Annotated in this window: 24 protein-coding genes; 4 read left to right on the top strand and 20 right to left on the bottom strand. The window is 46.9% G+C overall.

From position 1 onward, the window contains the following. Positions 1-41: 41 nt before the first annotated feature. From PTQ21_RS14310 to PTQ21_RS14275, 8 genes are all read right to left on the bottom strand, one after another. Positions 42-1,043 (bottom strand): HRDC domain-containing protein, encoded by a 1,002-nt coding sequence (locus PTQ21_RS14310; RefSeq protein WP_274570313.1) that lies wholly within the window; start codon positions 1,041-1,043, stop codon positions 42-44. A 183-nt stretch (positions 1,044-1,226) separates the two neighbouring features. Further along, entirely contained in the window at positions 1,227-2,105 is an 879-nt protein-coding gene (locus tag PTQ21_RS14305; protein ID WP_063564224.1) for an ROK family protein, read from the bottom strand. Positions 2,106-2,176: 71 nt separating this feature from the next. Further along, complete coding sequence (locus PTQ21_RS14300) at positions 2,177-2,872, bottom strand: MOSC domain-containing protein (protein ID WP_274570312.1); 696 nt, start codon at positions 2,870-2,872, stop codon at positions 2,177-2,179. 29 nt (positions 2,873-2,901) lie between these two features. Beyond that, positions 2,902-4,008 (bottom strand): phosphodiester glycosidase family protein, encoded by a 1,107-nt coding sequence (locus tag PTQ21_RS14295; RefSeq protein WP_256336662.1) that lies wholly within the window; start codon positions 4,006-4,008, stop codon positions 2,902-2,904. 5 nt (positions 4,009-4,013) lie between these two features. After that, positions 4,014-4,907, bottom strand: a complete 894-nt coding sequence (locus PTQ21_RS14290; protein WP_072734037.1) for a 5'-3' exonuclease — start codon at positions 4,905-4,907, stop codon at positions 4,014-4,016. Positions 4,908-5,080: 173 nt separating this feature from the next. Continuing rightward, on the bottom strand, positions 5,081-5,446 hold the full coding sequence (locus PTQ21_RS14285) for an arsenate reductase family protein (RefSeq protein ID WP_063564222.1): 366 nt from the start codon (positions 5,444-5,446) through the stop codon (positions 5,081-5,083). A 353-nt stretch (positions 5,447-5,799) separates the two neighbouring features. Next, positions 5,800-6,783 carry an RluA family pseudouridine synthase gene (locus tag PTQ21_RS14280; protein WP_274570311.1) on the bottom strand — a complete coding sequence of 328 codons (984 nt, stop codon included), beginning with the start codon at positions 6,781-6,783 and terminating at the stop codon, positions 5,800-5,802. Beyond that, positions 6,780-7,361 carry a cob(I)yrinic acid a,c-diamide adenosyltransferase gene (locus PTQ21_RS14275; protein WP_063564220.1) on the bottom strand — a complete coding sequence of 194 codons (582 nt, stop codon included), beginning with the start codon at positions 7,359-7,361 and terminating at the stop codon, positions 6,780-6,782. The genes PTQ21_RS14280 and PTQ21_RS14275 overlap by 4 nt, the downstream gene beginning before the upstream one ends. A 227-nt stretch (positions 7,362-7,588) precedes the next feature. Here PTQ21_RS14275 and PTQ21_RS14270 point away from each other — a divergent pair, with 227 nt between their 5' ends. Beyond that, on the top strand, positions 7,589-8,200 hold the full coding sequence (locus tag PTQ21_RS14270; RefSeq protein ID WP_024628348.1) for a DedA family protein: 612 nt from the start codon (positions 7,589-7,591) through the stop codon (positions 8,198-8,200). 105 nt (positions 8,201-8,305) lie between these two features. Here the strand turns inward: PTQ21_RS14270 and PTQ21_RS14265 are convergent, their stop codons facing one another. The 7 genes from PTQ21_RS14265 to PTQ21_RS14235 form a co-directional block, all read right to left on the bottom strand. After that, entirely contained in the window at positions 8,306-8,842 is a 537-nt protein-coding gene (locus tag PTQ21_RS14265; protein WP_072734039.1) for a bifunctional adenosylcobinamide kinase/adenosylcobinamide-phosphate guanylyltransferase, read from the bottom strand. Between the two features lie 37 nt (positions 8,843-8,879). Then, positions 8,880-9,431: a type 2 periplasmic-binding domain-containing protein gene (locus tag PTQ21_RS14260; RefSeq protein ID WP_063564218.1), complete on the bottom strand. Its 552-nt coding sequence runs from the start codon at positions 9,429-9,431 to the stop codon at positions 8,880-8,882. Positions 9,432-9,592: 161 nt separating this feature from the next. Continuing rightward, positions 9,593-9,814 (bottom strand): aspartyl-phosphate phosphatase Spo0E family protein, encoded by a 222-nt coding sequence (locus PTQ21_RS14255; RefSeq protein ID WP_323374397.1) that lies wholly within the window; start codon positions 9,812-9,814, stop codon positions 9,593-9,595. 190 nt (positions 9,815-10,004) lie between these two features. After that, positions 10,005-11,213 carry an aminotransferase class I/II-fold pyridoxal phosphate-dependent enzyme gene (locus tag PTQ21_RS14250; RefSeq protein ID WP_063564217.1) on the bottom strand — a complete coding sequence of 403 codons (1,209 nt, stop codon included), beginning with the start codon at positions 11,211-11,213 and terminating at the stop codon, positions 10,005-10,007. A gap of 13 nt (positions 11,214-11,226) precedes the next feature. Beyond that, positions 11,227-11,727: an Lrp/AsnC family transcriptional regulator gene (locus tag PTQ21_RS14245; protein WP_024628343.1), complete on the bottom strand. Its 501-nt coding sequence runs from the start codon at positions 11,725-11,727 to the stop codon at positions 11,227-11,229. A gap of 158 nt (positions 11,728-11,885) precedes the next feature. Continuing rightward, complete coding sequence (locus tag PTQ21_RS14240) at positions 11,886-12,281, bottom strand: spore coat protein (protein ID WP_063564216.1); 396 nt, start codon at positions 12,279-12,281, stop codon at positions 11,886-11,888. Between the two features lie 35 nt (positions 12,282-12,316). After that, positions 12,317-12,550 carry a hypothetical protein gene (locus tag PTQ21_RS14235; protein ID WP_063564215.1) on the bottom strand — a complete coding sequence of 78 codons (234 nt, stop codon included), beginning with the start codon at positions 12,548-12,550 and terminating at the stop codon, positions 12,317-12,319. A 230-nt stretch (positions 12,551-12,780) separates the two neighbouring features. Here PTQ21_RS14235 and PTQ21_RS14230 point away from each other — a divergent pair, with 230 nt between their 5' ends. Continuing rightward, entirely contained in the window at positions 12,781-13,866 is a 1,086-nt protein-coding gene (locus PTQ21_RS14230; protein ID WP_274570309.1) for an NAD(P)/FAD-dependent oxidoreductase, read from the top strand. A gap of 61 nt (positions 13,867-13,927) precedes the next feature. Here the strand turns inward: PTQ21_RS14230 and PTQ21_RS14225 are convergent, their stop codons facing one another. From PTQ21_RS14225 to PTQ21_RS14210, 4 genes are all read right to left on the bottom strand, one after another. Further along, on the bottom strand, positions 13,928-15,142 hold the full coding sequence (locus PTQ21_RS14225) for an MFS transporter (protein WP_072734041.1): 1,215 nt from the start codon (positions 15,140-15,142) through the stop codon (positions 13,928-13,930). A 128-nt stretch (positions 15,143-15,270) separates the two neighbouring features. Then, positions 15,271-15,837 (bottom strand): hypothetical protein, encoded by a 567-nt coding sequence (locus PTQ21_RS14220; protein WP_090808656.1) that lies wholly within the window; start codon positions 15,835-15,837, stop codon positions 15,271-15,273. Positions 15,838-15,957: 120 nt separating this feature from the next. Further along, positions 15,958-16,335 (bottom strand): DUF350 domain-containing protein, encoded by a 378-nt coding sequence (locus PTQ21_RS14215; RefSeq protein WP_053780553.1) that lies wholly within the window; start codon positions 16,333-16,335, stop codon positions 15,958-15,960. 114 nt (positions 16,336-16,449) lie between these two features. Continuing rightward, on the bottom strand, positions 16,450-18,819 hold the full coding sequence (locus tag PTQ21_RS14210) for an endonuclease MutS2 (RefSeq protein WP_269054959.1): 2,370 nt from the start codon (positions 18,817-18,819) through the stop codon (positions 16,450-16,452). 187 nt (positions 18,820-19,006) lie between these two features. Between PTQ21_RS14210 and PTQ21_RS14205 the strand changes: the two genes are divergently transcribed. Then, positions 19,007-19,372, top strand: a complete 366-nt coding sequence (locus PTQ21_RS14205) for a phage holin family protein (protein ID WP_053780442.1) — start codon at positions 19,007-19,009, stop codon at positions 19,370-19,372. A gap of 202 nt (positions 19,373-19,574) precedes the next feature. Continuing rightward, a complete protein-coding gene (locus PTQ21_RS14200) occupies positions 19,575-19,961 on the top strand; it encodes a cupredoxin domain-containing protein (RefSeq protein ID WP_420800364.1) in 387 nt (128 codons plus the stop codon). 104 nt (positions 19,962-20,065) lie between these two features. Here the strand turns inward: PTQ21_RS14200 and zapA are convergent, their stop codons facing one another. Continuing rightward, positions 20,066-22,786, bottom strand: coding sequence for a cell division protein ZapA (gene zapA / locus PTQ21_RS14195; protein WP_274570308.1), 2,721 nt, complete (start codon positions 22,784-22,786; stop codon positions 20,066-20,068). Positions 22,787-22,919 lie beyond the last annotated feature (133 nt).

Below are 22,919 nucleotides of genomic sequence, written 5' to 3'. Positions count from 1 at the left end.
TAATTAGCTTATTGTATGACAACTAACGTCCTATTTCCAATCTAGCCTGCATTCTGCTCCGTCTCTGTGTGACGACGAAACCGGATGCGAATCATGCGCAGTCTTTCGTAGACCTGCTCCAGATTGCTCCCGCCAGGCTTCTCTTCTCCATACACCTTATGTAACACGGGCTTCAGAAACGTATCTCCCAGCTCCTCGTAGGCGCTCCATACCGCCTCTTGCTCCTCTTCCGGCATGACAGCAAGCTCCGCATCGAGTAGACAATCTGTGTCATACCCCTCCAAATCCAGTGCCTCTAACAGTTCAATTAGCTCCCGACGGGACAATCCGGAACGATTCACGATCTCCTCTAACGTATATCCTTCTTTCATCCCTTCAAGTACCTGCTTCCGGGTGGTGAATCTGTCTAGCTCCTGCTTGTATTTCTGCTCCCTCTGTTTGTACAGCCAGCTCTCATATTCTTGTTCCTTCAGAGCCGTATACACCCAATCTAGCGGAAAAGATGTGGAACGTTCCAGTCCATTCGTAAGCTCCAACCATTCAGCTCCGTACTCAGAAGCCTTGCTCTCTCCTACGCCAGGCAGTTGCATCAATTCATCGATGGTTTGTGGAACAAATGCACTAATCATGCGTAACAACCGGTTCGTTGCAATAAAATAGGGGGCCTTCCGGTCAGACGCTGCTCTCTTCCTGCGCCATATGCACAGGTCCATATACAGCCCCTCATTGCCATATAATTCACTGTAACAATGAAGACGCTGACCGCCATAACTGCGCGACTTCAAATCATCATTTTCGTTAAACAAACCTTGCAGCAACGGACGATATCCTTCGCCCATCTGTATGGCTAACTGAAGACGATACACATGTAACAGCTCGTCCCACGAACTGCCAGCATACCAGATGGCATCCGTACGATCTCCTTCCTCATATCGGCTCCATCCCAGATGCCACGCTCCTTCTTCTTCACCGATCCACAGCTGGGCATGTTCTTCATTCTGATCTGACATTCTGGATAATCTGTTCATGAAAATGACTTCCATATCTTGTCCCTCCTTCAATAGTTCAGCTCGACACAGTCTGTATTGTGCTAAATTAAGCAGCACAAAAAAACACCTCTCCTGCAAAATCCATGCAAGAGAGGTGCTTCCTCATTAACCGTGCTATGCTGTTGCTCATATATTACCACAATGGAAAAATTCGTCAACTACTTGTTTGTAAAGCTATTACTTGTTCAAAGCCAATTTGGCCAACGCAAGCGAACCACACAGTCCTGCGTTATCGCCAAGTCCCGGTGAAACGACATACTGGTCAATTTCGGACTGAAGTGCAGGATGCTGAACGTATCCAGCGAGCAATTCCTGCAGTTTGCTGCGAACCATTGGGAACAGATGCTCCTGCTTCATCACACCGCCACCCATTACAATTTTCTGAGGTGTGAGGATCAATACATAATTCATCAGAGCATGCGCCAGGTAATGTGCTTCAATCTCCCAGGCCTTGTGATCGGCTGGCAGTTCGTAAGCTGGTTGCTCCCAACGTTTATTGATAGCAGGACCTGCGGCAAGCCCTTCCAGACAGTCTCCATGATACGGACAGAACCCTTCATACGTATCTTCAGGATGTCTGCGTACAATGATGTGTCCCATCTCTGGATGTGACAATCCATGGACCATTTTGCCACCTACAACTGCGCCTGCACCAATACCCGTTCCGACAGTAATATACAGACAGCTATCTAGGCCTTGTGCAGCCCCCCAGGTTGCTTCCCCAAGCGCAGCACCGTTTACATCGGTGTCGAACGTCATCGGTACATCAAAGTGCTCTTTGAGCTTACCAATCAGGTTGTACTGACCCCAATGTGGTTTTGGTGTTGTTGTGATGTAACCATAAGTCGGGCTTCCTTCAATCGGATCAATCGGACCAAATGAACCTACACCTAATGCTTCAATACCTTTACCTTCAAAAAAAGCGATTACTTGAGCCATCGTCTCTTCCGGTGTCGTCGTTGGAAAACTTACGCGTTCAAGAACTTCTCCTTCTTCCGTACCGATACCACATACAAATTTGGTTCCTCCAGCTTCAATTGCGCCTAAAATCGTCATGTTAGTCACACTCCCAAGTAGTTTAAAATTAAAATGGATCTTCGAATCTGTTCTCTAAACAAGGGCATGAATTAATCCTGTTCAGCAGTTTCGAGCTTAGCCAGTCGCTTCAATAAGGTCTGCTTCCAGCTGTCGGCTAACGTTGGAATGGCCAGCAAAGCACGCATAGCAGCGACATCCTGCTTCCCCTGATGCATAATTCGATTAGCTTCCAGAATGGTCATTGATGCAGGGTTCGTGCTTATTCGTCTGAATATTGCAGAAGGAGTTACCTCGCCCTCTTGCAACACCCGAAAATAAAATCCGGTATGCCCGCTATCCTGAAAATAAACAGGCAGCTCTTTGTAATCATACCGTGCACCAAGCTTGAAGCAAGGCTGTCTTGGCTGGCTTACCTGTACCGTGGCTTCCCCCAATTCATACACATCACCAATCCGGACTTCTTCCTCCATACAGCCTTCAACTGTCAGATTTTCTCCACAAGCTCCCCAGCCCAGCTTGCGATCCATCAGTTGTTCAAGCGCCGCATAACGACTGTAATCGTATACACAAACTGCCTTATCAGGCCCACCATGGTGCTCGAGATCCGCCTGGGCATCCCCTGTCATTCCGGTGAATGACAGGAAGACCGGGCTGGATATGGGATGTTTCACAATGCCGCTCATCACTTCGCGCTTCTGGCCAGGCAAGGCCTGAACTTGCCCTACGTTTACAGCTAATACCGCCGTTTTTCTTTCATCTGGCTTCCGGTTATGTGTGAGTGTCATCTGATCCTACCTCCCATATTGGCTTTCTTTTAACGAACAGAGCCACCAAAAACAAGTGTATTACTTAACAAGCGGCCCGGGGAAGTAAGCATTTTGCCGCCAGCATACATGCCAGAAGATGCACCACCATCCAGGTTCATTGCCTCCTTGGCACCAAGCTTCTGCATGACAGCAGCCCATTCTTTGATCGTCGCTCCTGACACGGTAGCCAACATAACCGAACCGTCGGCCATTATGGCTATACCGCTTCTTGCGCCGGAGGCATTGAGAATTTTGGTATCCTTGAAGCCCTCACTCGTTGGATTTACGGCAACTTTGCCGTCTTTCACCAGACGTGGACCTGCGCCCACAGCGGTGACTACATCTTGCCAAGGGATCTCCTTGCCTGCTGCATTGGTGTATTTATAATTCATCTCAACAGTTGATCCAACGGTGAAGCGGTCCGACGAAGATTTCTGATTCCCCGTGAAGACCAGCACCGAGCCATTCTTTGGAATGGCTACATCGGTATTCGGTACTTTCTTGGTGACAATCCCTTTCTCCATCACAACCGCCGTACCTCCTTTGAACCCGACTGTAGATCCCCGCTCTGGCGTGTATAACATCGTAATACTCGCATTCGCGGAAGGTGTTCGGTTAATAAAGGTCGCATACCAACTGCGTGATTTCCCTTCTTTATCTGTTACTTTACCCGTCAGACTCACTTGAAGCGAATCCATGATGGCTGAACCGTCTTCCTTAAACCCGATCGTTGTTCCGTATCTTCCAATATGTATAACTTTGCCGTTTGCTATTAACATGCCGTATGGATCTGGAGCTCCGTTATAAGCTTCAAAAAACGCTCCGTTAATGGCCGCTTGCGCGCCATATGCCTTAACAATCGAAGGTAATGTTGCGGTCTGACCGACCTGCTTCTTCGCCAATCCTACGGTAACTGGTGTACCCTTGGGAATACTAACCGTCTGCACGGTAAAACTGCGTCCTGCTGCTTTTACTTTCTGTACCTTGGTGCTAATTGCCGCTTTGGCATCCGCTGTCTGTGGAGCACTCACCGCTCCTGAAAGGATTACCGGCAAAGCAAGGACGAGGGCCATAGCCCCTGTCCACCACTTTTTGCCCGTCCTTTTTGTCTGCATACTACTCACCCTATTGCCACTCCCATCCAAGAGCCCAGGCTCTTCATCTCAAGTTGTTCGAACTTGTCCATCACCATATCCGGATCAAGACGCAATTCACATACATCCAGTGCACAAGCTACCGGAACAGCACAGTGAATCTCTGCCAGTTTACGAGACAGATGAAGCATATCGAGATCATTCTCAATCTTGTTACGTACCGAAGGGGTAAGTTTATCCATATTGTCCAAAATGCCTTCTATGGAGCCAAACTCCTGCACAAGTTTCAAAGCCGTCTTCTCCCCAATGCCCCGTACCCCAGGATAATTGTCACTGGCATCGCCCATCAGACCTTTCATGTCAATCACTTGACGAGGCGTCAGTTGTTTCTCCGTCATTAGAGATTCAGGCGTATACACCATGTAATTGCCATGACCTTTTTTCATAATAATAATGCTTGTGCGGTCGTCAATCAGTTGCAGCATATCATGGTCACCCGTAAGTACCATCACGTTCATATCCGTCTGCTCGGTGTAGTACTTGGCAAGTGTACCGATGCAATCATCAGCCTCATATCCTTGAGCGCCAATATTCGGAATGTTCAAACTATCCATCACTTCACGAATCAGAGCAAATTGAGGAATCAGATCATCCGGAGCTTCCGGACGGTTCCCCTTGTACGCTGCATACTCTTCACCGCGAAACGTCTTGCCCCCCATATCCCAACAGCATACGACATGACTTGGCCCAAAGGTCTGAACCGCATCCCAAAAATAACGGATAAATCCGTATACTGCGTTGGTTGGCACGCCTGCCTTTGTACGTCTGATATATCCGCTTGCAGATGTTGCATAGAATGCACGGAACAACACCGCCATACCATCTACCAGCAACAAAGTAGGTTCATTACGTTGATTCACTTGAATTTGTTCTCTCCTGTCCTGTATCTAGCAAATAAAATATCGAACTAATTCTATCATTATAGCATAGTTCCGCCAAGGATCGACCAGCCAAAAAAGCCCTGAAATTTGAACATTCAGAGCCTTTTTCACCTTGGTTCATTTAACAATCAATGAAATCATTCATCTATAAATTACGCGTTGTTCCATTCCTGCTCATACGTGTCTTCTTTGAATCCTACGGTCACTTTGTGACCATCCGTAACGATTGGACGTTTAATCAGACGACCATTGGAAGCCAGCAAACGAATCTGCTCTTCTGTGGACAACCCTGGCAGCTTGTCCTTCAATTGCTGCTCCTTGTACACTTCCCCACTCGTATTAAAGAACTTCTTCACTTCAACTCCGCTCTTCTGAATCAACTCCGTTAATTCTGCTTCGGATGGAGGTGTGTCGAAAATAGGGATTAATTCCAGCTCATGCCCCTGAGCTTCCAGCCATTTTACGGCTTTGCGGCACGTGCCACATTTGGCGTATTGATATACTTTTAGATTACTCATCGTTACTTGTCCTCCTATGTGTGCTCCGGTGGTGCTCCGGTTTCGACTTCTCGCTTCCCTTGGTTTGCTTTGCAAATCCAAAAGTCGCTCCAAACCGATACCATCGCACTGTAATTTTAAACCTCTTTTCGAATGAGAAAAATATACATTCGGCTTTAGGGTCAAAAACCTTAAAACATATATATCCTACAACCTAAAAATTTTAAAAATTAGCCTGCGGCATTTTGTTCGGATGCAGTTTGCATGCCTCACACGGGTTAAGCTAACTAACCGTTGACTTACAGCTGGACACGGACACAAATGCACTCTGAGCTACTACACACAGCGCGAATTGCAGGCTGTTTGATAGATCCCTACAATACTTCTCTCGGTGATGCCTCGACATCCAGGCGAGCCTCCAAGGCAGCCATATCTGCGGGCAATGGGGCTTGGAACGTCATCCGATTGTGCAAAATGGGATGGTCAAACGCCAGCTCACATGCGTGCAATGCCTGACGAGCAATCCAAGTGTCTCGCTCCTCTCGGACAGCCATGGTCTGCTCATCAATCTCATGCACTGGAAGGGTCTTGTACATCCGATCCCCAATTAACGGGCAGCCAATCGATGTCATATGTACCCTTATTTGATGGGTTCTGCCGCTCTCCAGCTTCAGATTCACCGCACTGGCACTTCCGCCCGCCCATCGGACAACGGTCGTGTATAACGTTCTTGCCGCATACCCGTCAGGTGTAACGATTCGACGATGCGGCTCTTCGGGATCACGATCAATCGGGCCATCGATGGCCCCCTCTTCTTGGGCAGGACTACCGTGCACTAAGGCAATATATTGTTTATCCACCGTTCCTGCGATCATCTGTTCAGACACATGCTGGTGCACATATGGATTTTTTGCGATTGCCAGCACACCCGATGTTTCCTGATCCAGTCGATGAATCGGCCTGAAGCGGAATCGCTCGCCTTTGGACTTCCAATAATGGACAACCCCGTTTGCCAAAGTACCTGTGTAATGCCCATGTGTTGGATGTACGATGACACCGGAATCTTTGTTCACGATAAGCAAGTGCTCATCTTCATACAGTATCGTAAAGGGAATCGGCTCAGGTAAAATATCATCCGACTCTTCCTGTTCCATTCGGACTTCCAGGACGTCACCTGCGCTAACTTTGACGCTGATGTATACCCGCTCGCCATTCAACATAATTCCCTGCTCTGTAAGTTTGATTCTCGACAGGAGCTTGCGCGAAACCTGTAGGCGCCGCTGAAGCACGGTCTTCAGCAGCCAGCCATCTTCATTTTCGGGAACCGTGTAAATAAGTGGTGAATAATAATCGCTCATTCTTTGTCTTTGCGGCGGAATACTTTTTTGCTCCGCACATACTCAATGTCAGCTACCTGTTGTCTCGCATTGGCAGTCCGAGCTACAACGAAGAAATAATCAGACAGACGATTCAAATAACGTCGTACAGAAGGGTTGATATCCGTATGCTGTCCGAGTGTTACGGCGCGGCGTTCAGCGCGGCGACATACTGTACGGCAGACATGTAATGTGGAAGAGAGCAAACTGCCCCCTGGCAAAATAAACCGTTCCACCTTCGGATTTTCCGCATCATACAGATCAATCCATTGCTCAAGCCGGGTGACCATCTCATCCCGTACTTTATATTTGGTTTCGCTAATTTTTACAAAGGCGAGATCGGACCCGCAATCAAACAATTCTTGCTGAATTTCGAGCAAGTGTTCACGCAAATCCTCAAATTCCCCATTTGCTTGATCAATAAAACTGATGGCCTGCCCAACAAAACAATTCAGCTCATCAATTGTCCCGTAAGCTTCAACCCGGTCATCGTCCTTGATGACCCGTCCACCAATGACTGAGGTCTGCCCCTCGTCACCTGTTCGTGTATATATGCCCATTGTAATCCCTCCTATTGTTAATATCATTCGCATGGTAGAACGCTGGGGTTAAATATAAATGCATTGCCCTTCTAGAGTTTAACTTAATCAGTATACTTGACCTGCTATGAATACGGGAATGCTATTATTTTCAGAAACCAGTGAGATCCTTCACACGTATATATGAGTTGGTGTACTCTGCCGAGTATACGCCAAATCCTTGCAAACCAAAAGTAGAGGAGACGATTATGCAAAACTGGATAACCGATTTCATGGAACAATACGGCTACATAGGCATTGCACTCATTATTGCGCTTGAAAACGTATTTCCCCCCATCCCCTCCGAAATCATATTACCTTTTGGCGGCTTCATGACCACCTACACCAGCCTGACCCTTCCCGGTGTTATTATTGCTGCTACCATTGGTTCTGTGCTTGGGGCTGTCATTCTCTATGGGATCGGACTGCTGATTGATGTCAATCGGCTGGAGAAGATTGTAGAACGTTGGGGTCATATTCTGCGGATCAAAAAAGAAGATATCCACCGTGTCGATGCATGGTTTGACAAATATGGAATGTGGACCGTACTATTCTGTCGCATGGTTCCCCTTGTTCGAAGCCTGATCTCAATTCCTGCCGGCATGTCCAACATGAAATTTGGTTTATTCCTACTCTTCACAACCATTGGAACACTGGCCTGGAATATTATTCTCGTCTCGGTTGGTGCGGCTCTCGGTGCTTCATGGGAGAGTATTCTGCACTTTATGGACGTGTACTCCCTGGTCGTATATGTACTTCTGGCGATTATTGTTGTTGGCTGTATAATCTGGTGGATCAGACGCAATAAAACTCGGAAATAAAGAAATTTACACGCATAGCTTTTGTCATAAAATAAAGCCTCCGCACCACAATTTGTGGTAACGGAGGCTTCTTTAGGCTCGTCCATCGTTTAACACTATGAAATACTAATCTTCATATCGCAGCCCTCGATCTTTGAGATCAACAGGCAAGCCAGATATCAACAGATACATCTGTTCCGAATGCGCCTGCAACGCCCGGTTAACTGACGCCATTCTTGCTGCAAAAATTCGTTCTTCCTCTGAAGGATATAAAGAACCGTGCATTTCATTGGTAATCACGAGCAGCTTTCCCTGGTAAGACAGAAGGGCGTCCAGCAACAGCTGTGTCTCTGAACGCTGCTGATCCAGATCATCACTTGCCCTGAACCCGGCTGCCATCCATGCGGTCAGACTATCCACAATGACAATCCGCTGATCTGCCAGGAAGAGATTGGATTCTCGATTAATCTGGTGAAGCACCTCCGTCAGGTGCTGGCCGTTCCCAGCCTGGATGGCACGATAATGAGCGGATGGCAATTCGGGAATCACGGGATCATGATCACCAGTGGATAAATAGATGCCCTCCCGGCTAATCCGGGCTGCGTACCCAAGCGCAAATCGGGTTTTACCACTGCCTATGCCGCCTGTGACCGTAATTAGCAATCCGCTCCCCTCCTTCAGTAGCCATACTAGATTGCATTTACTCTGTCAGCGCCTTCAGCACTTTCTTGGACTCTTCGACATTAGACGCCGACACCGGAATGGTAGCAAACAGATTTTGCGCAGCATAATCTACATCTTTGAACATTTGCATGTCTTCCAAGGGAATGCCATAGAGATGTGATTCTGTCTTGATATCTGAACCGTCATCTCCTTCACCCTTTTCAACCAGGACCCCGCCTTCAAATACACCGCGCTTATACTTCTCCGCATCAAATGTATCATCAAGCGGAATATTGGAGCCGTTACTTCCGTACTGCTTCATATCAGCCTCAGGCAAAATGAAAATATCATGACCACCGGCCGCGTACTCTACCATAATTTTCTGCACATCATACATTGCACTGGTGATAACCTCCACCTTGGGCTCCTCGCCCAGCTTCTGCTGCAAATTAGCTTGCAACTGCTCCGAGATCACGGATGGATTTCCTTGGTTATCAATGATAAAAATTGTAAAACCGTCCTTACCGCCACAGCCAGCAAGCAGAAAAATCATAGAAATGATTGCGGTAAGCCCCCAAAATCTCTTCATTCCAGTTCCCCCTTTAGTCTCCTATGTACAATATATCACAATTGTTCCACGCAAAAAAATAACCCTACCTATCCAAAGCAATCTGTTCATAGATCAAAAAAAAGACCCTTTCCGGGTCTTCTTCGAATCGAATATGCGTAACGTTTCGATACAACGAAAAATTACTTTCCTTTAATCGGATTAGCCTTCATGTATTCATTAATCTTCAAATCTAGCAAACTGCTAATTTCAATTACAATATCGGATGTAAATGATTTCTCTTCAAGGAATATCTGTTCCATCTTGCGGCGTAGCATATGGATCTCATCTTCCAAGGAAACGTTATGCAAAGATGCGTGATCCGGTTTCACCGACCATCGGTCGCCATGATCGCCTTCTGCCAAATAATGCCCACGATTAGTCGGTAAATCATATTCAACACAAAACAAAGCCAACCCCTCCTTGGAAAAATTAGTTTCCAAATACAAGAAAAACTTATTTCAAATTGAAATTATATCACAATATTTTGTAAAAGAAAGTTATTTTTTTCTAGTTTGAAGAAAGTTTATGTCGATCAGAAGCTTCTAATCCCTATTAACCCTCTTTTTGCAGTTTGTAAACAAAGTTTCCGATTCGTTCCAAGGCTTCATTCAATTGGGTCACAGATGTTGCATAGGAACAACGAAGAAATCCTTCACCTTGTGGACCAAATACATTACCAGGAACAGCCGCCACTTTATTTTCCGTTAGCAAACGCTCAGCAAAAAGATCCGAACTCAGCCCCGTCTTCTGGATACTAGGAAATGCATAAAATGCTCCCTGGGGTTCATGGCAGTCCAGTCCAATATCTCTAAAACCCTGCACGATAAGGCGTCTGCGCTGATTATAGGATTCAACCATTCTATCCTTCTCACCCAAACCGTTCGTCAATGCCTCAAGCGCGGCCACCTGTCCCATAGCAGGTGCACACATCACCGTGTACTGATGAATTTTGAGCATGGCTGCAATCAGTTCAGGATGTCCGCACATATACCCAATTCGCCAGCCGGTCATCGCAAAAGCCTTGGAAAACCCACTAACCAAAATGGTACGTTCCTTCATATCCGGAATCGTAGCGAAACTAACATGTTTTTGCGTATACGTCAGCTCAGCATAAATCTCATCCGCAATGACGATCAGATCATGCTTTTTGATCACTTCAGCAATAGGCAACCATTCTTCATAGGTCATGATGGCACCTGTCGGATTGCTCGGATAACAGAGGATAAGAACCTTCGACTTCGGCGTAATTCCCGCTTCCAGCGCCTCGGCAGTCAGTTTAAACTGATCCTTCGCATACGTTTCTACACCAACCGGTATACCTCCACCAATCGAAGCGATTGGAGAATATGCCACATACGAAGGTTCTGGAATCAGAATTTCGTCTCCGGGTACAATCAATGCACGCAATGCCAGATCAATGGCTTCACTGCCACCAACGGTAACGATAATTTCGTCCTTTGGATCATACTTGGTATCAAATTGAGTATCCAGATACTCGCTGATGGCTTCCCTCAGTTTCGGCATACCCGCATTGGAAGTGTAACTGGTCATGCCTCTTTCGAGTGAATATACACAAGCTTCACGCATATGCCACGGTGTTACAAAGTCCGGTTCACCTACACCCAGTGTGATGATATCCTTGTTATCGCCAACCAGATCAAAAAATTTGCGTATGCCGGATGGCGGTATCTGTTGAACCAAAGGTGCCAAATACGAAGTCATTTTCTTGTTGTTTCCTGTTGTCTGTTCATTCACTATCATGACGCATCTTCCTTTACGGCGAGATCATGAGACGGTTGTCTTCCTGATGGTCTTCAAAAATAATCCCGTCCTGCTTATATTTTTTAAGAATAAAATTCGTTTTGGTTGAAAGTACAGAGTCAATCGGAGACAATTTCTCCGATACAAAATTAGCGACTTCACGCAGGTTGCCACCTTCTACTTCTACGAGCAGATCATATGCACCTGACATGAGATATACCGATTTCACTTGCGGATACAGATAAATGCGTTCAGCGATCCCTTCGAAGCCACGACCACGCTCAGGCGTAATCTGTACTTCAATCAAGGCCGTTACTTTCTCATCATCAATCTTGCTCCAGTTCACAACGGTTGCGTATTTCACAATCACGTGGTCCTGTTCAAGCTGGGCCACGGCGTTCTTGATCTTATCTTCCGACTCCCCCAGCAGCGTCGACAGCAGTGCGGGAGTCCTTCTCGCGTCTTCCTTCAACAAATCCAGAACTTTTAATTGCAGATCGTTCAGATCCTTCATGTCTTTCCCTCCAGCGTCATCCAGCTTCCTGAAAATGAATTAATACTTATATTACATGAATTCAACGATCATGCAAAGACAAAAACCGCCCGCCCTGAATTCGGGCAAGCGGTGGTATGGTCTGTAACAGTACCTGCTTCAAACCATAATTACAAAGGTTACATGTAATAAGGGTTACCGTAATTCGGTTGATGCTGGGGTACATTAGGCGCCTGGTTGTAAGCACTGGCCTGCGTATTCTTTTCCTGAATGAACTGCTGGCATTTCTGTTGGGTCTGGTGGGCCGATTGAATCTGCTTGTCCACATCCTGGCGCAATGCCTTCGAGCCTACCGAATACATGTTGTTCTGCTGCATCACATTAAACAGCTCACCTTGCAAACGGAGTGTATCATTGGTCAAATCTGTGAACATCCGACGTGTAATGGGACAGGAAGCTTCGGTTGTTGCTGTCGTATATTCGCGCGCGGTTCGTCTTAAATCCGCAAGAATCGACTTCAACAAATCCTGTTCCTGCATAAAAGATCCACTAGATGATAAAGATTGAGAATACACACGATTTCCTCCTATACGGTTAGATTCGGCTTCTATTACTGTGCTTGTGTTGGAGCAATAGATTGATGTTGTTGCAAAGCATTAACGAGTGTGTTCAGATGCTGTTCATGGGAACGAACATAGTGATTCAGTGCCTGCTGAATTTGCGGATTATGTGAGATAGAAGCTGTAGCCGCGCACTGCTTGATCAGCAGTTCTTCATTGGTTATTGAATCCGCAATATAATTCAATTCTTTCGGACTCAGCGCTTGCATGGATTGATTCTGCATGTTTCGTTGACCTCCTCGGCATAAAGTTTATGCGCAATTATTGTTAACCCGGTCACTCAAAAGTATACAAACGTAATCATGAAGGAGATGTTTCTAATGGATCTGGTCTATGGTACACCGTTCTGGCCTTCCACTTTCAACCCAAATTCTAACTATCCCTCGCTACAAACCGACATCTCCTGTGACTGCTTGATCATAGGTGGTGGTATGGGGGGGCACTGACTTCCGAATTGCTTACGGAGCGTGGAGTTAATACGGTTGTTATTGATAAGAGAAAGATTGCGCATGGCAGTAGTTCAGCCAATACAGGACTTTTGCAGTACACAAACGACAAAACACTGACCTCCTGTATCAATACCTTTGGTGAAAAGACAGGCGTGCGCTTCTATGAACTATGTCGTGAAGCCATGCAGAAACTCACACAAATTGCGGACAGGCTGGATACCGATCCCTGGTTTATTCCACGGACCAGTCTCTGTTTTGCCAGCAGCATTGATGATGTAGCCATGCTGGAGGAAGAATATCAAACGTTGAAGCATTATGGCTTTGAAGCTGAACTGTGGAATTCCGACAAAATCAGCACCCATTTCCCCTTCAGCAAACCTGCCGCATTATATACGTTGGGGGATGCTGAAGTGAACCCGTATCGTTTTGTTCATGCCTTGTTTGAATCGGCAAGCAAACGAGGAGCACGAATCTATGGACAGACTGAGATGATTCATTGTGAATTCGATGATGATGGTGTGCTGTGTCATACTTCAGGTGGGAAAATCCGCGCCAGCAAGGTTATTTTTGCTGCCGGTTATGAGACGCAGGCCATCAAAAAGGATCAAGGAGCCTACCTACAAACCACCTATGCTATCGCTACTAAACCGTTGCCTGACCTTAAGGAATGGTATGAGCACAGTCTGATCTGGGAGACGGCACGCCCTTACCTGTATATGAGAACCACACCAGACGGACGGATCATTGCTGGCGGTCTGGATGAAGAGACACCGAGGGAAGATCAGCGTGAGATTCGGGCAAGACACCGGGGAGATACACTCCTGGAAGAAGTTCGCTCTTATTTCCCACTGGAGGGTCTTGAAGTTGATTATGCCTGGGGTGCCGTATTTGGCAATACGAATGACGGACTTCCGTTTATCGGCCCACATCCTGAATACCCGCATTCTTATTTTCTTGAGGGTTATGGCGGTAACGGTACAGTGTACAGCATGTTCGCTGCTTCTATTTTGGCCGATGCTGTTACAGGAGTTGAGAATGGCGATATGGAACTTTTCTCATTAACGAGAACGAGTAAACCTTCTCCTGTGTAAGCAACGCCTCAAATAAATAAGGGTACAGCTCAGGATTATTCCCTGGACTGTACCCTTTTCCCTATGCTGAGGGTTCTTGCTGATCCGGATGTACTAACAAGTTGCGCATGAATATCCAGCCAATAAGCGGGAAAGCCCCAAGCGCCACAATAAGCCAGGTTAATGTTTGTAAAGAAGGGCCATTCATGACCGTCAGAATAAATACAGCAAGGCCAAATAAACGACCGACCATCAAACAAAGCTCCCTTAATACGACAAGTTCAACCCTTTTCTCTACATTTTCGCCGCTCGCTCCCATCAGGTCGAATCCTGCCGAAATCATTGGCAAAATATACAACGGCATCGACAAGGCAGATCCAATTCCCATAATTAAAAGCGTACCATAGCTGACCTTCCATAATAGCGGAATTAACACGATGAATAACAATATCGCACCGGCTAACATCCCTCTGGACCTGTATTGCGGCTTAAACCATTTTCCTGCGGCCCAGTAACTCACCAGTGCTACGGCTGAAGTAATTAGCGAGAACTGCCCTAGTTTATATTCCTGCTTAGTTGCCACATAGACAAGCAATGCAATCAGAAAGGCAAATACGCCTTCCCGCACGCCTTGTGCAAACAGTCCCATGCCAAGCGGTCTCCATGCGCTATCCTTGGCAGACAACTGTCGCCACGGTTCAGACCAGCGGTATGTGCCGCTGACCTCCCTTTTTTTCAGAAAAAAACTGAACACAACGGCAATCACATATATGACCAATGACACCGTAAAAATAAGGCGATAACCCGAATTATCAACCATTCGTGAAATAATAAGACCTGAGAACCACGGACCGATGATGCCTGTCATGGAACCCAGCAGACCCACCCAGCCATTGAACAGGTCCCTATTCTCCCGGTCAGTCACCTCAAAATAAACCACATTGAACGCAATCCAGAACAATCCAAGTGCACATCCAAACAAAATCCCCAGAGGCCATATCCAGTCAACCGCTTTTGGTCCCGCCCATAACACAAGCATGTAAAAAATACCTGACAAGGCTGTTCCCAATCGTAACGCACTCATTTTGTTATGTTCCTTGACCCACTTTCCCGCAAGCCAAAACGTGAGTCCAAGTGCAATTTGCTGGCTGATCGTAAACCATCCCAGCATGGCGTAGTCGGGACGACTTTTCCACAGATACACATTCAGAAACGTTCCCGACAAAGCTCCGGCTAACACAAACAATCCATTCACGCCTAGTAGCAGAATGGATTGTCGGCCCAGAGAAATCTTCATCTGCTCCCTCCTTATTCCACCTGAAGTCAGCACTTCACAGGCAAGGTCTAAGGGTTAACGTACCCCAAGCAGAAGGAAAACATGATGAATTTCCCGGATTATTATATTTTCAGAAGCGTCTTACTCTCTTATTTCCGTGCACTCAAATTCTGGATCAGACGCAGACGGTCATCTTCGGACAGGTTATATTGAACCTGGAAGCAACCTGAGCATACATACATTTGTACAGAGAACGGCGCATCCAGCAACGAATCCGTACCAGAGACAGCGTTGGCAACAGGGTTGAACGTATCCTTGGTTGCCTTCTGTGTACCCGTGAGGATCATGAATTCACGGCAGTGTGGGCATTCCGGAACCTCTTCTTGCAAATCAAGCTGCTTCTCCACGCCTTCTTCGTATTGAATCAGATCATTGCCCTCATCCGCATATTTCGTCAATGTACGAAGCTCCGGCAATTTCAGCTCTACTTCATCTCCCCACAAATTGGCGAGATCCGTAGTTTGTTCACCGTCCTCAACATCATCCATATCATAGATGTCTTCCTCGGCTTCATTGTTCTCTTCATCACCGATATTGATGTTTAGAGTACGATATCCCTTTAATTCATTATGACAGTAAGGGCATTCTTCTTCTGGACCTAGCTCCTCATCCCATACAATCTCGGTGTGGCACCATGGACATACTGTTGGTTCCATATTAAATCAACCTTTCTCTTTCAGATAATCATGTGTTTAACACATATATGATGCCTATGGCAAAAAATACAATCGATGCAGCAAACAGAATCCGTATCAATATCTTCATGAACGGTCCCCCTACATGATGCTCGCGCCAATAACAAATGACAACGAGACGGAAATAATCATGGATATCAATCCAACGGCCCGGTTATCCGCTTCAATCTCCTTGTCAATGGAGAACACCGGTGTCAGAAACTCGAATAGAAAATAGGCAATGAGCAGAAGGACAAATCCTACAAATGACCACGTCATAGCTTCATACACCGATGATTTGGCCTGAATGCAGAAATGAAGCACGTTGCAGATTCCAAAGATCTTGCCTCCTGTAGCCATCGCAACCGCCACATTGCCCTTCTTGATTTCATGCCAGCATTTGTACTTGGTCACCAGTTCAAAGCAAGCAAGAAATACAAGCAGCTCCATAATCGCTACGGAGAAAAATCCGAGCACCATCCCCAAGGGATGAGACAGCAATTCGTCAATCGTCCCTTTCACTCATCGTTCCCCTTCCCCATTCTGCCGCCTGAACTCACTCATGCGGCAGAACTTCTTTGATTCCTGGTCGGGCTATTCCAATTCTGCGACGGTCACACCGTTTCCGCCTTCTCCGTAATTGCCCAGCCGGTAACTTTTTATATGTCTATGCTTACGCAGGTAATCCTGAATACCGGAACGCAAAATTCCTGTTCCTTTACCGTGAATAATATACACCTGACCCAGATTAGCAAGGAAAGCTTCGTCGATAAAACGATCTGTCTCCATCAAGGCTTCTTCCAGATTCGTCCCCCGCAAATCCAGTTCACTTTTCACATTGTCATCGCGAGTTCGTTTCACGCCGGTTACCGGTTTCTGCTTCGGTTTGGCTTCTGCTGGTGCAGACTGCTGTAATTCCAGGTCATTCAGGGATACTTTCATTTTCATGATCCCCAATTGAACCATGGCATCCTTGGTGCCTGACATCTCCACCACATGACCTTTTTGATTCAAACTGTAGACAAGAACTTCATCGCCCGGTCCGATGGCCCGAGACTTCGTTGCCGTTGAAGTGCGCTTAGCCGTCTTCTTGCGTTTCTCAGGTTCAGCTTCATCCAGTTGTTTGCGAGCAGCAATAAGTTTGTGCTCCTTCACGGATGCGCCTTCTTCCATAGCGAGCTGACGAAGATCAGTTATAATCTTCTCAGCTTCCGCTCTGGCCTTGTCCACAATGTTGCGGGCATCTTCTTCCGCTTTTTCAATGCGTCGGTCACGCTGCTGTTCCAGCTTCTCCAGTTCGGCTTGATGACGGCTGCGCAATTTCTCCATGTCCTGGCGCAGACGTTCCGCACTCTCACGTTCTTGCTCCGCAGTAAGCCGGTTCTCTTCCAGGGAAGCGATCATATGCTCTACACGCTGGTCTTCTTCTTTCACTTCGCCACGCGCGTAATCCAGAATGTATCCTGGCAGACCTAGCCGCTCCGCAATTGCAAACGCGTTACTCCGTCCCGGCACACCGACGAGTAGTCGGTAGGTAGGGCTCAGTGTATTAACGTCGAATTCCATGCTGGCATTAATAACACCTTTTCGCTCATAAGCGTAAGCTTTCAGCTCACTGTAATGCGTTGTTGCTACCATGCGGCATCCGGTCTGATGCATATGCTCCAGAATGGAGATCGCCAGTGCAGAACCTTCTGCCGGGTCGGTACCTGCCCCAAGTTCGTCAAGTAACACCAGACTTTTGGTTGTCATGTTCTTCAGTATCCGAATGATGTTCGTCATATGACTGGAGAATGTACTCAGGTTCTGTTCAATGCTCTGTTCGTCACCAATGTCCGCGTAAATCGCATCAAAAACACATAACTGGCTGCCATCTTCCGCTGGAACGAACAAACCTGACATTGCCATGAGGCTCAGTAAACCAATCGTTTTGAGTGTTACTGTCTTACCACCCGTATTTGGACCCGTTACGATAATGGATGTATAATCGTTGCCGAGTTCAATGTCGGTTGGCACTACATTTTCAATCGAGATCAGCGGATGGCGTCCCTTTTTAAGCTTGATGAATCCGCGATCGTTCATGCGTGGCAATGTGGCTTTCAATTCTCGGGCAAGACGTGCTTTGGCAAATATGAAATCCAGCGATCCCAACAGGTCAACATCAACCAATAACCACTCTGCCTGTTCACTGACAAGTGCCGTTAATTTCTGCAAAATCACTTCAATTTCGCGTTCTTCCCGGATTCGGGTCTCGCGCAATTTGTTATTCATCGCAACGATGGATTCTGGCTCAATAAACAGCGTTGCTCCTGAACCGGATTGATCATGTACAATCCCGCCAAAGTACGAGCGATATTCCGATTTTACGGGAATCACGAAACGGTCTCCCCGAATGGTAATCAGCTGGTCCTGCAGCATTTTGGATACCGTAGAAGAACGGATCATCGAATCCAGTTTCTCACGGATGCGAGCTTCACCGCCGCGCAGCTCACGACGAATCTGCGCCAGTGTTACACTCGCGCTATCTGAGACTTCGGCATTGTCGTCAATACAGATCCGAATCGCATCTTCAAGCGTTTTTTGCTCAGATAACTGATCACTGATATAGAAAATCGATTCCACCTTTTCATCATCGTGGAGTGCAGCGATCTGACGTTTCAATCGACGTGCTGCCATAGTGGTGTTGGAAATTCCCAGTAACTCATGCGGGTTCAACGTGCCCCCTATTTCGGCGCGTTTGATCGAAGCAGTAATATCCACAATTCCCCCAAAAGATGGAGAGCCTTTCAGACGATCAAACGTAAAAGCTTCATCGGTTTGCTGGAGCAGTCTCTTCACTTCTTCCAGTTCACTGATCGGCTCCAATTGTTCCGCTTTCTTTTTTCCCATCGTAGTCTGGGCAAAGCTTTGCAATGTATTTAAAATTTTGCGATATTCCAATGTTTTTAAAATTTTCGTGTCCAAGTGTACAACTCCTTCCAAACTATAACTGTATTATAACGAAAGAAACTTTCTAGCGCTATTTAACGAATCCTTCCACACATAACTTGGGACATAGCGCCGCAAACTACAGGTGTCAGGATTGTGCAACCTCACCATTGAACAGGATGTACAATGCTCAATCCGATCTGAATAAAGGAGGTATAACACCATGAATTTTCTGGGACATGTCGTGCGATTTATCATCGCCGCAATTGTATTGATGGTCGTCAGCTGGATCGTACCCGGATTCGCCGTCGGTGGTTTCTGGAGCGCACTGATGCTTGCTCTGGTTATTGCTCTGCTTGGCTGGGTTGTTGAAGGCATCTTCGGTAAAAGGGTTAATCCTTTTGGCCGCGGTATAGTCGGCTTCATCGTCAGCGCACTGGTGATCTGGATTGGTCAATATGTCGTAGATCATGTACATGTCAGTCTGCTTGGTGCTGTTCTGGCTGCATTGGTCATTGGGATCATTGATCTGTTCATCCCGGTTTCCACCCCTTTTGATGCCGGAAGAAGATCCAAAGATCACGCATAGGCTCCAACGTACCTACTCCCCATAGGCTTCCCCTAAACCTCTGATGGCTTAAACGCCTGATGAGGTTTATTTTTTTAGGTTGTGCGCATGCTGATGTTCAAAAAAACGACATAGGCAGCATGTACAGGCATCGTCAATTTGCGGTATGATGACTGGAGAAATCATTCAAATTTTATCCATATCACGCTTTTTGAGGAGGCAAATGATGAAGAAAGGCATGGCATGGCTTGCGGCCTGTATGTTGATTCTGGTCCTTGCTGCATGTGGTGGAACTGGACAATCCGCAGAATCAAACGGCGAGTCCGACTCGGGTGCAACTGCAAGCGAAGAACTGGTGATCAAAGCAAGCAACTATGAATTTGACCAACCTGAATACCATTTAAAAAAAGGTGTCCCGGTTAAGATTGTTTATGAAAATACAAACGGAAACCATGGTGTTCTCGTGCCTGAGCTGAACCTTCGGCTGGATACCAGGAACAATTCCAAAGTGATTACTCCCGACACAGCAGGGGAATTTGAAATGTCCTGTTCCGTCTATTGCGGAAGCGGTCACGGCAGTATGATCTCCAAAATTATTGTTGAAGAATAGTGTTCAAGACAAGGAGCCCCCGTAGCGACGGGAGCTCTTTCTTCATTATAACAAATTGTACAAGAGTGCGCTGTCCAGGATTCCAGTTATGACATAATCATCAGCTAGGTCTGATCCTGCTCAATCAATTCAATCCATTCGTTATATTCCGTCTGCAATTTCGTATATTCATCCCGCAATTGGCGGTAATCTGTATTCAGTTGCTCCGCCTTCTCCTGCTCCATCTCACGTTCAACCTGCAGCAAACGTAACTGATTGGCCGCAAGTTCATACCGCTCACCGATATCCAGCAGTTCATTTTCCATCGTCTGCTTTTCTTCGATTGCTTCCGCACGCTGCTGGGCAAGCTGCTGCCGCTCGTGTTCCAGCTCTTCTACCTTCTCCACACTGGCAGCACTTTCTTTCTGCCAGAGATTCAATTCATTCTCCAGTGTAGTCCATCGATCTTGCCAGGACTGTTCCTGAGCCGCCCATTCATCTGCACGACGTTGCCAAACCTGATCTTGTTGTTCCGCTTGTTGTTCTGCTTGTGCTACTCTTGAGCTTAGCTCAACTTCCCGATCAGTCAGCTCTTTCAGGCGAGAGGAGAGCTCTGCCTGTTTGGCAGACAATTCTTCATGCTTAATCTGCCACTCAAGTGCTTCTTCTTCTGTCTGAGTCAGTATGCTACCTTGTTCATCGATACGCCCAGATAGCTGATTAGCATTCTGTCTTGATTCTTCAAGCGCACGCACGATTTCTTTCTTTTCTTCGCTCATCTCATTCAGCTTGCGAGTATAGTCTTCTTCACGCTGCAGTGCATCACCATAATCCTTACGGATTTGTTTATAATTTTCCTGCAGCTTGTTCAGTTCTTCACGAGCTTCATTCAATTCACCATCAAGCTCTTTATGTTGTAGCTCCAGACGACCAGCTTGCGCAAGATAACGTTCTGCTTCTTCGCTGGCGTGACGAGCTTCTTCTTTAACAACGGATAATTCATCATGAAGGGACTGTACACCAGACTCTAACGTTTCATTCTGTTCTGCAGCTTCAAGTACCTGTGTCTCCAATTCGCCGATCTCGATCAGACGTTGTTCAGCCTGCTCTTTCCAAGACTGCTCGCTCTGCGTCAGTGCACCAAGTTCATGTTGCAATGTGCGTACTGCCGCATGGGCCTGCTCAAGCACTTTTTGCAACCTGCGCTGCTCATCCTCGGACTTCACTTCGGCTTCACGGAGTTTTTTGATTTCCTGTTCAAGCTGACCGTGCTGATCCTGTACTTTTCGCAGTTGTGCTGTCAGAGAAGATTCACGTTCAACGGTCTCGTTATACTGCTGTTTCCATTGCTGTTCCGCTTCCCGGAAATGTTCGGCCTCAGCTTCTGTGTTGCGGAGTTGTTCAGTCAGCAGAGCACTGTCCGCTTTTAGTTGTTCCAGCTGCTGCTCCAATTCCGTAATTCGACGAAGCTGAACATCTTGCTCCTGTTTGTATACGGCTTGTTCACTGCGCAACGTTTCAGTTTGATTACGCTCGTGTTGGAGCTGTTGCTCCTGATCCACAACAACCTCTTGAGCATTCTTGAGCTGCTTGCGTACCTCGGCTAATTGGCCTTCAACATCGATTAAGCGCGATTTGGCCTGTTTACGTTCTTCTTCCAACTGCTGCTTCAGCTTGCCTTGCTCTTCTTGCAGCAAAGCTTCAGCAGTTGCCGCAGCTTCGTTCGCCTGAGTCTGGGCTGCTTCATGGATTTGCTGAAGCTGTTCTTCATAAGCCGCTTCTTTTTCCATCCATTCCAATTCCGCCAGTTCGGATGACTCCTTGAACGTTGCATTCAGCTGTTCAATCTCATCCAATCGCTTCTGCTCTGCTTGTTGCTGCAGTGCGGCTTGTTCTTCTTTTGCCTTCTCAGTCAGTTCTCGAGCTTGATTGACCGCAGCTTGCTCTGCCTGCTGTATACGCTGCTCCATCTCGGACTGAAGTTCACGGTATTGAAGCTGGGCTTCTTCCTGAACCTTTTGCAATTGAGACTCGGCTTGTTCCAATTCAGACAAAATTGCCGCTTCTGCTTGCTCCTTCGCCGTTTGTACTTGCTGTGCAGCCTGCACCTCAATTTTTTGACGTTCTGCCACGGCCCGAGCTTCGGCTTCTTTCAGTTGAGCTGCCGTCTTATCCTGCAGCTCCTTGTATTGTGCAGCCGCTTTAGCTTGGGCTTGCTGCAACTCATTTGCTGAACGTGTCTGTGCTTCTTTCAGCTGAGCTGCCGCCTGAGTCTGTGCATTCTTGAGTTGATTCGCTGCTTTTTCTTCTGCTTCTTTGAGACGCGCCTGTGCCTTCTCCTCAGCCGCTTTCAGTTGCGACGCAGTTTGAGCCTGAAGCTTTTGCTCGCGACCTGCTGCCTGAGCGCGTTCCTGCTCCAGTAATGTATTCAGCTTGGCTACTTCTGCCTGCTGATCCTTCTGGAGTTTCGCGATGGCCTGTTCCACCTCAGCCTTAAGTTTCATTGCTTCAGCGAGTTCTTGGTCACGGCGTTCCAGTTCCTGCTGATGTTCATTTTGTATGGCATTCAGCCGATTGAGTTCATTTCTCATTTCGGTACGTTCACCGGTCAGCATTTTCAGCTCATTCCGAATTTCCTGAGTCTGAAGAGACTGCTCAGCCATATGTACAGCTGCCAGAACTGCAATACGCGGGGTATCCAGTCGGGAATTATGTTTGGAGATGGCGCTCATTCGCTCATCCACCAGGTTAGCTACTTGTTTCATATAGTCGGCACTGCTGCCAACCAGTTTATAGGAAGTCCCGTAGATCTCTACGGTGACGCGTGTACGATCAGGTATAGTCACAGTTGTGCCCTCCTTAAAGTCTGTATGTTGATTCTAAGCTGTAAAACAAAAAAAGTCACATCGATCCTCTAATGCTAAGGATTCGATGTGACTTCAAGCAATTCCTGCTAATCTTTGTTCAAAAAATTGACTT

The organism is Paenibacillus marchantiae, from assembly GCF_028771845.1.
In the GTDB taxonomy this organism is placed as follows: Bacteria; Bacillota; Bacilli; order Paenibacillales; family Paenibacillaceae; genus Paenibacillus; species Paenibacillus marchantiae.
Note: the sequence above shows the minus strand (reverse complement) of the source record. Positions and strands in the feature narration are given on the sequence as shown.

Bases quoted from the DNA above. Each gene is read 5' to 3' on its own strand.
- PTQ21_RS14225 (WP_072734041.1), bottom strand. From the start codon at position 15,142: ATGAAGATTTCTCTGGGCCGACAATCCATTCTGCTACTAGGCGTGAAT.
- PTQ21_RS14215 (WP_053780553.1), bottom strand. From the start codon at position 16,335: ATGGTGCTCGGATTTTTCTCCGTAGCGATTATGGAGCTGCTTGTATTT.
- PTQ21_RS14200 (WP_420800364.1), top strand. From the start codon at position 19,575: ATGATGAAGAAAGGCATGGCATGGCTTGCGGCCTGTATGTTGATTCTG.
- PTQ21_RS14275 (WP_063564220.1), bottom strand. From the start codon at position 7,361: ATGGGCATATATACACGAACAGGTGACGAGGGGCAGACCTCAGTCATT.
- PTQ21_RS14205 (WP_053780442.1), top strand. From the start codon at position 19,007: ATGAATTTTCTGGGACATGTCGTGCGATTTATCATCGCCGCAATTGTA.
- PTQ21_RS14310 (WP_274570313.1), bottom strand. From the start codon at position 1,043: ATGGAAGTCATTTTCATGAACAGATTATCCAGAATGTCAGATCAGAAT.
- PTQ21_RS14270 (WP_024628348.1), top strand. From the start codon at position 7,589: ATGCAAAACTGGATAACCGATTTCATGGAACAATACGGCTACATAGGC.
- PTQ21_RS14280 (WP_274570311.1), bottom strand. From the start codon at position 6,783: ATGAGCGATTATTATTCACCACTTATTTACACGGTTCCCGAAAATGAA.
- PTQ21_RS14285 (WP_063564222.1), bottom strand. From the start codon at position 5,446: ATGAGTAATCTAAAAGTATATCAATACGCCAAATGTGGCACGTGCCGC.
- PTQ21_RS14235 (WP_063564215.1), bottom strand. From the start codon at position 12,550: ATGCAGAATCAATCCATGCAAGCGCTGAGTCCGAAAGAATTGAATTAT.
- PTQ21_RS14220 (WP_090808656.1), bottom strand. From the start codon at position 15,837: ATGGAACCAACAGTATGTCCATGGTGCCACACCGAGATTGTATGGGAT.
- PTQ21_RS14245 (WP_024628343.1), bottom strand. From the start codon at position 11,727: ATGAAGGATCTGAACGATCTGCAATTAAAAGTTCTGGATTTGTTGAAG.
- PTQ21_RS14260 (WP_063564218.1), bottom strand. From the start codon at position 9,431: ATGAAGAGATTTTGGGGGCTTACCGCAATCATTTCTATGATTTTTCTG.
- PTQ21_RS14295 (WP_256336662.1), bottom strand. From the start codon at position 4,008: ATGCAGACAAAAAGGACGGGCAAAAAGTGGTGGACAGGGGCTATGGCC.
- PTQ21_RS14300 (WP_274570312.1), bottom strand. From the start codon at position 2,872: ATGACACTCACACATAACCGGAAGCCAGATGAAAGAAAAACGGCGGTA.
- PTQ21_RS14305 (WP_063564224.1), bottom strand. From the start codon at position 2,105: ATGACGATTTTAGGCGCAATTGAAGCTGGAGGAACCAAATTTGTATGT.
- PTQ21_RS14250 (WP_063564217.1), bottom strand. From the start codon at position 11,213: ATGATAGTGAATGAACAGACAACAGGAAACAACAAGAAAATGACTTCG.